This is a genomic window from Micromonospora sp. DT46, assembly GCF_049841735.1.
Taxonomy (GTDB): Bacteria; Actinomycetota; Actinomycetes; order Mycobacteriales; family Micromonosporaceae; genus Micromonospora; species Micromonospora reichwaldensis.
Genome location: NZ_JBNCKW010000004.1, coordinates 306,882 through 319,404 on the forward strand (window position 1 = coordinate 306,882; position 12,523 = coordinate 319,404).

10 protein-coding genes are annotated in these 12,523 nt (G+C 74.3%); 8 read left to right on the forward strand and 2 right to left on the reverse strand.

All coding sequences use genetic code 11. The annotated features are described in order from the left end of the window. Positions 1-120 precede the first annotated feature (120 nt). Positions 121-1,464: a D-alanyl-D-alanine carboxypeptidase gene (locus ACLQ20_RS12830; protein WP_425855624.1), complete on the forward strand. Its 1,344-nt coding sequence runs from the start codon at positions 121-123 to the stop codon at positions 1,462-1,464. Between the two features lie 87 nt (positions 1,465-1,551). Further along, a complete protein-coding gene (locus ACLQ20_RS12835) occupies positions 1,552-2,373 on the forward strand; it encodes a peptidylprolyl isomerase (RefSeq protein WP_425855626.1) in 822 nt (273 codons plus the stop codon). A 300-nt stretch (positions 2,374-2,673) separates the two neighbouring features. On the opposite strand, the gene ACLQ20_RS12840 is transcribed toward ACLQ20_RS12835, so the two are convergent. Beyond that, positions 2,674-3,696 (reverse strand): LacI family DNA-binding transcriptional regulator, encoded by a 1,023-nt coding sequence (locus tag ACLQ20_RS12840; RefSeq protein WP_358122666.1) that lies wholly within the window; start codon positions 3,694-3,696, stop codon positions 2,674-2,676. 237 nt (positions 3,697-3,933) lie between these two features. Here ACLQ20_RS12840 and ACLQ20_RS12845 point away from each other — a divergent pair, with 237 nt between their 5' ends. Genes ACLQ20_RS12845 through ACLQ20_RS12870 form a run of 6 tightly spaced genes read left to right on the forward strand, consistent with a single transcriptional unit; the run spans position 3,934 to position 11,269 of the window. Continuing rightward, positions 3,934-5,232: an ABC transporter substrate-binding protein gene (locus tag ACLQ20_RS12845; protein WP_151455815.1), complete on the forward strand. Its 1,299-nt coding sequence runs from the start codon at positions 3,934-3,936 to the stop codon at positions 5,230-5,232. An 8-nt stretch (positions 5,233-5,240) separates the two neighbouring features. Continuing rightward, positions 5,241-6,182 (forward strand): carbohydrate ABC transporter permease, encoded by a 942-nt coding sequence (locus ACLQ20_RS12850; RefSeq protein WP_425855629.1) that lies wholly within the window; start codon positions 5,241-5,243, stop codon positions 6,180-6,182. Further along, positions 6,179-7,000, forward strand: coding sequence for a carbohydrate ABC transporter permease (locus ACLQ20_RS12855; RefSeq protein WP_225852323.1), 822 nt, complete (start codon positions 6,179-6,181; stop codon positions 6,998-7,000). Before ACLQ20_RS12850 ends, ACLQ20_RS12855 begins: the two co-directional genes overlap by 4 nt. Further along, complete coding sequence (locus tag ACLQ20_RS12860) at positions 6,997-9,375, forward strand: beta-glucosidase family protein (RefSeq protein ID WP_225852322.1); 2,379 nt, start codon at positions 6,997-6,999, stop codon at positions 9,373-9,375. Before ACLQ20_RS12855 ends, ACLQ20_RS12860 begins: the two co-directional genes overlap by 4 nt. Positions 9,376-9,378: 3 nt before the next feature. Next, positions 9,379-10,368, forward strand: a complete 990-nt coding sequence (locus ACLQ20_RS12865; RefSeq protein WP_327028578.1) for an acetylxylan esterase — start codon at positions 9,379-9,381, stop codon at positions 10,366-10,368. A gap of 16 nt (positions 10,369-10,384) precedes the next feature. Then, positions 10,385-11,269 (forward strand): M15 family metallopeptidase, encoded by an 885-nt coding sequence (locus tag ACLQ20_RS12870; protein WP_425855631.1) that lies wholly within the window; start codon positions 10,385-10,387, stop codon positions 11,267-11,269. A 76-nt stretch (positions 11,270-11,345) separates the two neighbouring features. Here ACLQ20_RS12870 and ACLQ20_RS12875 read toward each other — a convergent pair whose 3' ends face one another. Further along, positions 11,346-12,482, reverse strand: coding sequence for an acyl-CoA dehydrogenase family protein (locus ACLQ20_RS12875; protein ID WP_425855925.1), 1,137 nt, complete (start codon positions 12,480-12,482; stop codon positions 11,346-11,348). Between the last annotated feature and the right edge of the window lie 41 nt (positions 12,483-12,523).

Below are 12,523 nucleotides of genomic sequence, written 5' to 3' on the forward strand. Positions count from 1 at the left end.
GTCCGCGCCGCGGAAGCGGTCGAGCGGGAGGTGAGCCGGCCACGCCTCCGACCCGTGCCGGGCCCCCGGGCCTGGAGAACCCCGCCCGCGTCCCGAACTCCGCCGACTAGGGTGCGGTGCATGAAGGTTCGGCTGCTGGCGGCCACGGCGACCGCCGTCCTCCTCGGCACCGGTGCTCCCGTCCCCGCGGCGGCCGGCCCGGCCAACCCCGTCGCCCCCGTGACTTCGGCGCCCGGCGTCGTCGCGCCCGCGACCTCCGCGCCCGGCGTCGTCGCGTCTCCGCCCGGCGTAGTGCCGTCCGCGCCCGGGGCCGTCGGGTCCGCGCCCTGCCCGAAGGCGCCCGCGCCCAAGGTGTCCCGGCCGCCGCGTCCGTCACCGCCGCCGGCCGTGCCGGGGGAGCGGGCCGTGGGCGGCCAGGCGCTCGACACCGCCGGTCTGATCGTCCCGGCGGGGGCCGCGCGCCCGCCAGCGGTAACCGCGACCTCGTGGCTGGTCGCCGACCTGGACACCGGCCAGGTGCTGGGCGGCTGCGGCCCGCACGAGTACGGCACCCCGGCCAGCGTGCAGAAGCTGCTGCTGGCGGCCACCATGCTGCCCCGGCTCGACCCGCAGCAGGTCGTCACCGTCACCGACGGGGACATGGACATCGAACCCGGCTCCTCGGCCGTCGGGCTGGTCGCCGGCGGACGGTACCGGATCGAGACCGTCTGGCTCGGGCTGCTGCTCCAGTCCGGCAACGAGGCGGCCAACGTGCTGGCCCGGCTCGGCGGCGGGCCGGAGGGAATGGCCGGCGGCGTGCGGGCGATGAACGAGGAGGCGCACCGCCTCGGCGCCCTCCAGACCCACGCGGTGACCCCCTCCGGTCTCGACGGACGAGGCCAGTTCACCAGCGCGTACGACCTGGCGCTGGTCGCCCGGGCCTGCTTCGCCGAGCCGACGTTCCGCCGGTACGCGCTGACCGAGACGCACCGCATCCCCGCCCAGCCGGCGCAGCGCACCAAGGGTTTCGAGATCCAGAACGAGAACCAGCTCATCTACCGCTACCCGGGTGCGCTCGGCGGCAAGACCGGCTTCACCGACCTGGCCCGGCACACCTACGTCGGGGCGGCCCAGCGCAACGGGCGGCGGCTGGTGGTCACGTTGCTCGGTGCCGAGCCGCAGCCCGCGCGGGGCTGGGAGCAGGGCGCCGCCCTGCTCGACTGGGGCTTCACGCTGCCCCGGCGCTCCGCCGTCGGCCGGCTGGTCGAGCCCGGGGAGCTGACCGCCTCGGCGACCCCCTCGCCACCCGCGCTCGCCGCCACCGTCGATCCGCGCCCGGCCGCGGCCAGCGGCCCGCTCGAGGACGGGCTGATCGCCCGGTGGCCCGTGGCCGCGCTCGCGGCTGTGGCGGTCGCGCTGCTGGGGGCGGCGCTGCTCTGGCGCCGCCGGGCGGCCCGGCGCCGGTACGGCGGGGCTCCTTCCTGACCTCGGCCGGGGCGGGGCGGATCGACAAGCGACGGCGGGATCCATAGACTCCGGTCTTTGCAGCGCCACGAGTCCAGGAGGATCCCCGTGTCGAGCGAACCCCGACCGCACCCCGTCCCGCCGTCGATCGAGGCACCCCACCGGCCGGCCCGTACGCTGTCCCGCCTCGCCGGGGTGGCCCTGGTCGCGGGCGCGCTGGTCACCGGTGGCGGCGCCGCTGCGGTCGCCGCGCCCGGCGGAGCCCCGGCCGACGCCGCCGCCGTTTCCCGGGTCACGCCCGGCCCGTGCGCCTACACGGAGACGCCCGAGGACCCCGCCGCCAGGCCGGTCCCGCTGCCGCCCGACCCGAGGCGCACCCCCGACCGGGGCACCGTGCGCGTCACGCTGCGCACCAACCAGGGGCCGATCGGGCTGACCCTCGACCGGGAGGCGGCCCCCTGCACCGTGCAGAGCTTCCTGCACCTGGTGCGCCACCGCTTCTACGACCGGACCTCCTGCCACCGGCTCACCGCGTACCCGACGCTGAAGGTGCTCCAGTGCGGTGACCCGTCCGGCACCGGCTCCGGCGGCCCCGGCTACCGCTACGCCGACGAGCTGCCCACCGACCTGCCGCCCGCGCCCACCGACCCGACCGGCGTGCGCCGGCTCTACGCCCGGGGCACCCTCGCCATGGCCAACGCCGGCCCGGACACCAACGGCAGCCAGTTCTTCCTGGTCCAGTCGGACTCGGCGCTGCGCCCCAACTACACGGTGTTCGGCTCGATCGACGCCGCCGGCCTGGCCACCCTGGACCGGATCGCCGCCGGCGGCATCGCCCCCACCGCCGAGGACCCCGCGCCGGTCGACGGCGCGCCCGCCCTGCCGGTGGACATCCGCCGCGCGGTCCGGCACCACCACCCGCACCGCTGAACCCGAAGGCCCAGTGGTCCCCGCCGGCCGCGGCGCCGTTCCGGTACGTCCGGCCGGTCTGCGACGGCGGGGGCCGGCGTGCCGGTCCGGCTACGTCCGGCCGGACCAGGACGGCGCTGGACCGGCGCGCCGGTCCGGGGCGGTCGGCTGACCCGGGCGGTGGGGGACCGCTGCGCCGACCGGAACGTCCGCACGGCCCGCGCGCGGTGACTGCCGGCGGTCAGGCCGGTGGCGATCCCCCGGAACTTCCGGAACGCTGTCGGGAGCGCCGCGGCCGGACGGCGAGCCGCGCGGCGGCGCTCACGGCCGGCGCGGCGGCGCCGTGCTGTCCCGGACGACCAGGTTGGTGGCGAGTTCCACCCGGGGGGAGTCGATGCCCTCGCCCTGCGCCAGCCGCAGCACGGTCCGGGCGGCCAGGCGACCCATCTCCACCAGCGGTTGCCGGACGGTGGTCAGCGGCGGTGAGGCCCAGCGGGCCTCGGGCAGGTCGTCGAAGCCCACGACGCTGACGTCGTCGGGGATCCGCAGCCCGCGGCGGCGGACGGCCTCGTAGACGCCGAAGGCCATCTGGTCGCTGGCCGCGAAGATGGCCGTCGGCGGGTCGTCGAGGTCGAGCAGCGCCGTCCCGGCGGCGAAACCCGAGGCGTGGTAGAAGTCGCCGGGGTGCACCAGGCGGTCCTCCACCGGCACCCCGGCCGCCTCCAGCCCGGCCCGGTGGCCGTCCAGGCGGGCCCGGCTGCACAGCAGGTGCGTCGGCCCGGCGACGAAGCCGATCCGCCGGTGCCCGAGCGACAGCAGGTGCTCGGTCGCGGCGAGCCCGCCGGCCCAGTTGGTGGCGCCGACGGTGGGCACGTCGGTGGCGGGCACGCCGGCCGGGTCGACGACGACCACGGGCACGTTGAGGCGGCGCAGCTGCGCGTGCAGCGGCGGGCTCAGGTGCGAGGTCACGAAGATGACGCCGTCCGTGGCGCGGGCCCGCAGGTTCTGCAACCACTGCCGGGCGGCGGTCGACTGGCGGTGGATCGCGGAGACCACCGTGCCGACGCCCGCGCCGTGCCCGACGTCCTCGACCCCCCGGATGATCTCGACCGCCCAGGGGCTGTCCAGGTCGTTGAAGACCAGGTCGACCAGGCCGACGCGGCTGACCGTGCGGCTGCCGCGGCGCTGGTAGCCGTGCTGGCGCAGCAGCTCCTCCACCCGCTCGCGGGTGCCGGGAGCCACGTCCGAGCGCCCGTTGAGCACCCGCGACACGGTCGGCACCGAGACCCCGGCCTCCCGCGCGATGGCGGTGATGGTGATCCTGCGCCCGTCGTCGCCGTCCACCCGCGTCTCCTTCACCGGTCGGAAGACCGACCGTACCCGTGACCACCGAAAAACGTCCGGAACGGCGGGGCCGCTCCACCGGCCCATCTTGCCCCACGATCGGGGGTTGACGACACGGCAGGTCGGTTCTAGCGTTCGGACGAGTTGCGGAAGTATTCCGGAAACTTGTCGGACACCTTTCGGTCGTCGCGCCGGCGGCGACGTTCCCCACCACACCCCCACCACGAGAGGTCGATCATGACTGTACGCACGCGGCTCGCCCGGGTCGTCGCGCTCGGCGCCGCCCTGGCGCTGGCGTTGCCACTGACCGCCTGCGGTGACGGTGACTCGGCCGCCGGCCCGGACGAGATCCGCATCCTGGTGTACGGCGACGCCACCAACAAGGTCGAGAAACAGCTCGTCGAGACGTTCAACAAGACGTCGAAGGTCAAGGCGGTGCTGGACACCATCCCCGGCGCCGACTACCAGACCAAGCTCCAGACCATCATCAACACCAAGCAGGCGCCGGACGTCTTCTTCAACTGGGGCGGCGGCAGCATCACCCCGTTCGTCAAGGCCGACCTGTTGCTGCCGCTGGACGACATGATCGCCAAGGACCCGGGGCTGAAGGCGAACTTCCTGCCGTCGGTCTTCAACACCGCCATGGTCGACGGCAAGGCGTACGGGGTGCCGATGCGCGGCACCCAGCCGGTGCTGCTGTTCCACAACAAGAAGGTCCTCGCCGACGCCGGGATCACCCCGCCGAAGACGTGGGACGACCTGCTGGCGGCCGTGCGGACGCTCAAGGGCAAGGGGATCACGCCGATCGCCCTCGGCGGCGGCGACCAGTGGCCGACCCAGATGTGGTACCAGTACCTCTACGACCGGGTGGCCGGCCCCGAGCTGTTCGCCAAGGCGCTCGGCGGCGACAAGAGCGCCTGGGAGAGCCCGGAGAGCCGCCGCGCCCTGGAGCTGCTGCGGCAGCTGACCGACGCGGGTGCGTTCGGCACCAACTTCGACTCGGTCAAGTTCACCGACGGCGGCTCGCCCGCCCTGCTGTCCAGCGGCAAGGCCGGCTTCGAGCTGATGGGCTCGTGGAACTACTCGACCCACCACGACGCCAACCCGACCTTCGCCGCCGAGGGCCTCGGCTGGAGCGCCTTCCCGAGCGTCCCGGGTGGCAAGGGCGACCCGCGCAACGTGGTCGGCAACACCAACAACTTCTACTCGGTGCTGAAGAAGACCCGGCACCCGGAGGCGGTGGCCGAGTTCCTCAAGCTCCAGTACTCCGACGAGTTCGTCCAGGCGCAGCTGTCCATCGGCAACCTGCCGACCACCACCAACACGGAGAAGTTCCTCGACGGCGCCACCAACCCGGACTACCTGAAGTACCAGTTCACCCTGGTCAAGGAGGCCCCGAACTTCCAGCTCTCCTGGGACCAGGCGTACCCGCCGGCCGCCACCACGACCATCCACCAGGCCGTGCAGCAGTACTGCAACGGCCGGATGGACGCCGCCGGCTTCATCAAGGCGATGCAGTCCCTCCAGGCGGGCTGAGCGCGACCATGTCCACCACCACCCTCGCCGCCTCCGCCGCGACGGAGCAGCGACGGGCCCGACGAAGCCCGGGCGGCCCCACCCTCAGCCGCCCGGGCTTCGCCTGGGCCCTCCCCGCCACCCTGTTCTTCGGGCTCTTCGCGCTCGTCCCGCTGGTCCTCGTGGTCGTGCTCAGCTTCACCAGTTGGGCGGGCCTCGGCTCGCCGGAGTACGTCGGGCTGGACAACTGGCAGCGGCTCGCCCGCGACCCCGTGATGATCAACAGCCTGTGGCTGAGCGTCCTGCTCACCGCCCTCGGCGTGCTGGTGCAGACGCCGCTGAGCCTGCTGATCGGCGTGTGGGCGGCCGGGCCGCAGCGCAACCGGGCCGTGCTGTCCGCCGTCTTCTTCCTGCCGCTGCTGCTGTCGGCGACCGCCGTGTCGGTGCTGTGGCGGGCGCTGCTCGACCCGAACTTCGGCGTGCCCGGCCAGGCCCCGTGGCTGTTCGGCGACGGCAACCTCTTCGGCAGCCGGACCGGCGCGATCGCCGTGCTGGTCTTCGTCGGCAGCTGGCAGTTCATCCCGTTCCACGCGCTGATCTACCAGGGCGCGGCCCGCGCCGTGCCGGCGGTGCTCTACCAGGCCGCCGAGGTCGACGGCGCCGGCCGGTGGGAGCAGTTCCGCCACGTGACCCTGCCGCAGCTGCGCAACGCCATGATCACCTCCGTGGTCCTCATGGTCGTCGGCGGGCTGACCACGTTCGACACCGTGCTGATCCTCACCCAGGGCGGGCCGGGCACCGACACCACCATCACCGCCTACCACATGTACGAGCAGGCGTTCCGGAGCTTCGACTTCGGTGCGGGCGCGGCCATCGCCCTGCTCCTCGTCGTCGTCGCCACCGTCATCTCGCTGATCGTGGTCCGGGTCTCCGGCTACGACAAGATGCGCTCCACGATGGAGGGCCTGTGAAGCGGCACCGCCCAAACTGGATCGCCGGGATCGGCGCCCTGGCCTGGCTCCTCGTGGTCGGCCTGCCGATCTACGTCATGCTGGCGACCACCGTGCAGACCCGGGAGGGCTACGGCCGCAACGGCCCGCTCGCCCCGCCCGACACCTTCACCCTCGACAACTACACCGGCGCCTTCGACGAGGGCTTCGGCCGCTACCTGTTCAACACTCTCGTGGTGACGGTGAGCGTGGTGGCCATCGTGCTGCTGCTCGTGCCGCCGCTGGCGTACGCCATCGTGCGCAGCCGCAGTCGGCTCACCTCCGGCGTGTTCCGGCTGTTCCTGCTGGGCCTGGCGATCCCGGCGCAGGCGGTCATCGTGCCGATCTTCTACCTGATCAGCAAGGCGGGGCTCTACGACAACCTCGTCGGCGTCATCCTGCCCACCGCCGCGTTCTCCCTGCCGGTGTGCGCGCTGATCCTCAGCGGCGTCATGCGGGACATCACCCCCGACCTGTACGAGGCGATGGCCATCGACGGCGCCAGCCCGGCGCGGGTCTTCGCCCAGTTGGTGCTGCCGCTGTCGCGCGGCGGGATCGCCACGATCGCGGTCTTCTCCGCCCTCCAGGCGTGGAACGGCTTCCTGTTCCCGCTGATCCTCACCCAGTCCGACTCCACCAAGGTGATCACCCTCGGCCTCTACAACTTCCAGACGCAGTACGGGATCAACATTCCCGGCCTGCTCGCCGCGGTCGTGCTGTCGATGGTGCCCGTCCTGCTCGTCTATCTGTTCGCCCGGCGGGCCCTGGTGCAGGGGCTGATGGGCGTCGGAGGAAAGTGACCGACAACGTGACCCTCGACATCGCCCCCGGCACCGCGATCTGGACCGACCCGACCCTCGACCTCGCGACCCGGGTGGACGCCCTGGTCGCCGTGATGACCCTGCCGGAGAAGGTGGCCCAGCTCTACGGCGTCTGGGTCGGCGCCGCCGCCGACGGGGGAGAGGTCGCGCCGTACCAGCACGAGATGGAGGAACCGGTCGACCTGGCCGCCCTGCTGGACACGGGTCTCGGCCAGCTGACCCGCCCGTTCGGCACCGCCCCGGTCGACCCCGCGCTCGGCGCGCTGTCGCTGCTGCGGACCCAGCAGCGCGTCGCCGCCGCCAACCGGTTCGGCATCCCGGCGATGGCGCACGAGGAGTGCCTGGCCGGCTTCGCCGCCTGGGGCGCCACCGCGTACCCCGTGCCGCTGTCCTGGGGCGCCACCTTCGATCCGGAGCTGATCGGGCGGATGGCCGCGGCCATCGGCGCCGACCTGCGCCGCGTCGGGGTGCACCAGGGGCTGGCCCCAGTGCTCGATGTGGTGCGCGACGCGCGCTGGGGGCGGGTGGAGGAGACGATCGGCGAGGACCCCTACCTGGTGGGCACCATCGCCACCGCGTACGTGCGGGGCCTGGAGTCCGCCGGCGTGGTGGCGACGCTGAAGCACTTCGCCGGCTACTCCGCCTCCCGGGGCGGGCGCAACCTGGCGCCGGTGGCGATGGGCCCCCGCGAGCGCGCGGACGTGATCCTCCCGCCGTTCGAGATGGCGGTACGCGAGGGCGGCGCGCGGTCGGTGATGCACGCCTACACCGACACCGACGGGATGCCCTCGGCGGCCGACGAGGAGCTGCTGACCGGCCTGCTCCGCGACGCCTGGGGCTTCCCGGGCACCGTGGTGGCCGACTACTTCGGCATCGCCTTCCTGCACACCCTGCACGGCGTGGCCGGCAGCTGGGCCGAGGCGGCGGCCGAGGCCCTGGCAGCCGGCGTGGACGTCGAGCTGCCGACGGTCAAGACGTTCGGCGAGCCGCTGCGCGAGGCGCTCGCGGCCGGCGCGGTGCCGGAGGCACTGATCGACCGGGCGGTGCGTCGGGTGCTGACGCAGAAGGCGCAGCTCGGTCTCCTCGACGCCGACTGGAGCGCGGTGCCGGCCGCGCTGGCCGGCGCCGACCTGTCCGACCCGGAGGCGCTGCGCGGCACCGTCGACCTGGACCCGCCCGCCAACCGGGCGCTGGCCCGCGAGGTGGCCGAGCGCTCCGTGGTGCTGCTGGCCAACGACGGCACCCTGCCGCTGCACCGGCCGGCCCGCATCGCGCTGGTCGGCCCACAGGCGGAGAGCCCCACGGCGGTGCTGGGCTGCTACTCGTTCCCCGCCCACGTCGGCTCCCGGCATCCCGAGGTGCCCGTCGGCATCGCGCTGCCCACCCTGGCGGCGGCGCTGCGCGCCGAGTTCCCCGGCAGTGTCGTGGTCACCGTGGCCGGCGTCTCCGTCGACGGCGACGACACTTCCGGGGTGCCGGCGGCCGTCGCGGCGGCGCGGGACGCGGACGTGGTCGTCGCCGCGCTCGGCGACCGGGCGGGACTGTTCGGGCGGGGCACCAGCGGCGAGGGCTGCGACGCCGAGTCGCTGGCCCTGCCCGGGGCGCAGCAGCACCTGCTCGACGCGCTGCTGGACACCGGTACGCCCGTGGTGGTGACGATGCTCGCCGGGCGACCCTACGCGCTGGGCCGGGCGGTGACCGACGCGGCGGCGATCGTGCAGTCGTTCTTCCCCGGCGAGGAGGGCACCCCGGCCGTCGCCGGCGTGCTCAGCGGCCGGGTCGCACCGCAGGGGCGGCTGCCGGTCAGCGTGCCCCGGGGGCCGGGCGCGCAGCCGACCACCTACCTGTCGGCCCGGCTGGGCCAGGCCAGCGACGTCTCCAACGTCGACCCGACGCCGGCGTTCGGCTTCGGGCACGGCCTGGGCTACACCACGTTCGACTGGTCGGGCCTGGTCGTCGACGAGCCGCTCGCGGCGACCGACGGTGAGCTGCGGCTGCACTTCACGGTGCGCAACACCGGCTCCCGGTGGGGAAGCGAGGTGGTGCAGGTGTACGCCCACGACCCGGTGGCCTCGGTGGTCCAGCCGGTGCAGCGGCTGGTCGGTTACCTGCGGGTGCCGTTGGAGGCGGGCGCGGCCTGCCGGGTCGACCTGGCCGTGCCGGCCGACCTGTTCGCCTTCACGGGGCGCGACGGGCGGCGCGTCGTCGAGCCGGGGGAGCTGGAGCTGCGGCTGGCGGCGTCCAGCACCGACCACCGGCTGGTGGCGGCGGTCGCGCTGCGCGGTCCCGCCCGGCACGTCGACCACACCCGGCGGCTGCACCCCCGCTTCGCCGTCACGCCGTCGGCCGGCTGAGCGGTGGCCCTCACCGACCTGCCCGAGGAGCAGTTGCGCGCGTACCGCGGCGGGGTGCGGGAGCCGGCGGACTTCGACCGGTTCTGGGCGGACACGATCGCCGAGTCGCGGGAGTGCGGCTGGCCGGTGCGCGCCGAGCCGGTGCCCACCGGGCTGGCCACGATCGACGTGCTCGACGTGACCTTTCCCGGCTTCGCCGGGCAGCCGGTGCGGGCCTGGCTGCGGCTGCCGCGCGGCGCCGAGTCGCCCCTGCCCACCGTCGTGCAGTACGCCGGCTACGGCGGCGGCCGGGGCCACCCGCTGGAGAACCTGCTGTGGGCCTCGGCCGGGTTCGCGCACCTGCAGATGGACACCCGGGGGCAGGGGGCGGGCTGGACCCGGGGGGACACCCCGGATCCGGCCGCCGCCGGCCCCGAGGCGCCCGGGGTCGCCACCCGTGGCGTGACGGACCCCCGCACGTACTACTACCGGCGGTTCCTCACCGACGCGGTGCGGGCGGTGGACGCCGTCCGCACCCTGCCGGCGGTCGATCCGGCGCGGGTCGCGGTCCTCGGGCACAGCCAGGGCGGCGGGGCGGCGCTCGCCGTCGCCGCGTTGACGCCCGACCTGCGGGCCGTCGTGGCCGGCGTGCCCTTCCTGTGCGACATCCCGCGCGCGATCGTGCTCACCGACGCGCAGCCGTACCGGGAGATCCGCGACTATCTGGCCGTCCACCGGCACGCCGAGGAGCGGGTGCTCGACACCCTGGCGTACGTCGACGGGGTGAACTTCGCCCGCCGGTGCCACCTGCCGGCCCGCTTCTCCGTCGCGCTGATGGACGAGATCGTGCCGCCGTCGACGGTCTTCGCCGCCGTCAACGCCTGCCGGGGGCCGACGGAGCTGTCGGTCTGGCGGTACAACGGTCACGAGGCCGGCGGGATCGACGACGACGAGGCGGCGGTGGGCTTCCTGCGCGTACACCTCTGGCCGGACCGGGCGCCCGACGGCCCGTAGCCTGATAGACAGGGGTGTGGCCAGGCCAGTCCGGATCCGCCGGCGAGCCCCGCGCGCCGCGACCGCCCGCCGGCGGGCGGTGGCCGTGGCCGTCGTGATGGTGGCGCTCGCGCCCGCCTGCACCCGACCCGCGCCGTCACCACCGGCCGCGCCGCCACCGTCGTTCCCGGCGTCCGCCCCCGCCGCGACGTCGCCCGGGCCGGGCCTCGTCGTCCTCACCGACGTCGACCCGCGCATCCGGACCGACATCCGGTACGCCACCGCCCACAACTTCGTCGGTCGGCCGGTCGCCGGCTACCCCGAACCGCTCTGCCTGCTCACCCGCCGGGCCGCCGAGGCGCTGCGCCGGGTGCAGGACGCCGCCCTCGCCCGGGCCCGCAGCCTGAAGGTGTACGACTGCTACCGCCCCCAACGGGCCGCCGACGACTTCGTCGAGTGGGCCCGGCAGCCCGGCGAGCAGCGGATGAAGGCGGAGTTCTATCCCCGGGTGGCGAAGTCCGAGCTGTTCGACGAGGGGTACGTCGGGGCGCCCACCGCCCACAGCCGGGGCAGCACGCTCGACCTGACCCTGGTCGACGTGCCGACCCCCACCCAGCCCCCGTACGCCCCGGGCCGGCCCCTGGTCTCCTGCACCGCTGCGAAGGGGCAGCGGTTCCCGGACAACGGCGTCGACATGGGCACCGGCTTCGACTGCTTCGACCCGCTCGCGCACACCGACTCACCCCAGGTCACCGGCGTGGCCCGGGACAACCGGCGGCTGCTGCGGCAGCTGATGACCGACGGCGGCTTCGTCAACTACGACCGCGAGTGGTGGCACTACCGCTACCGCGACGAACCCTGGCCGGACACGTACTTCGACCTGCCGGTGGCCCGCTCCTCGGCCGAACCCGTGGGCGGCTGACGCACCCGACCCGGCTGGCGCTCCCGACCCGGCTGACGCACCCGACCCGGCTGACGCACCCGACCCGGCGTGACGCTCACTTGAAGGCGGCGTGGCCGGTCAGCACCTGTCCGATGATCAGCTGATGCACCTCGGACGTGCCCTCGTAGGTGAGCACGGACTCGAGGTTGGCCGAGTGCCGGATGACCGGGTAGTCGAGGGTGATCCCGGCCGCGCCCAGGATGGCGCGGCACTCGCGGGCGATGGCGATGGCCTCCCGCACGCTGTTGAGTTTGCCCAGGCTGATCTGCCGGTGGTCGAGGGTGCCGGCGTCCTTCAGCGCGCCGATCTGCAACGCCAGCAGCATCCCCTTGCCCAGCTCCAGCCCCATGTCGGCGAGCTTGAGCTGGGTGGCCTGGTACGCGGCGAGCGGCTTGTCGAAGATCTGCCGGCTGCGGGCGTACGCGATCGTCGTCTCCAGGCAGTCGTGGGCCGCGCCCAGCGCCCCGAAGACGATGCCGAAGCGGGCCTCGTTGAGACACGTCAGCGGCCCGGACAGGCCGGTGGCCTCCGGCAGCATCGCGTCGGCGGGCAGCCGCACGTCGTCGAGGACGAGTTCCGAGGTCACCGAGGCGCGCAGGGAGAGCTTGCGGGTGATCTCCGGGGCGGTGAAGCCGGGGGTGCCGGCGGGGACGAGGAAGCCGCGTACGCCCTCGTCGGTGCGGGCCCACACCACGGCGACATCCGCGACGGAGCCGTTGGTGATCCACATCTTGGTGCCGTCGAGCACCCAGTCGTCCCCGTCGCGGCGGGCCCGGGTCCGCATGCCGGCCGGGTCGGAGCCGAAGTCCGGTTCGGTCAGGCCGAAGCAGCCGATGGCCTCGCCGGCCGCCATCCGGGGCAGCCACTGCTGCTTCTGCTCCTCGGAGCCGAACCGCCAGATGGCGTACATGGCGAGCGATCCCTGCACCGACACCAGGGAGCGCAGCCCCGAGTCGCCCGCCTCCAGCTCGAAGCAGGCCAGCCCGTACGCGACGGCGGAGGTGCCGGCGCAGCCGTAGCCCCGCAGGTGCATGCCGAGCACGCCGAGTTCACCGAGTTCGCGGGCGAGTTCCCGCACGGGCAGGCGGCCCTGCTCGTACCAGGTGGCGATCTCCGGGCGGACCCGTCGGTCGACGAAGCCGCGCACGGCGGTTTGGAGGTCTCGGGTGTCGTCGTCGATCAGGGCGTCGATGCCGAAGTACGCGAGCGCGGTCGCGGGGGTGGACAGGGTCA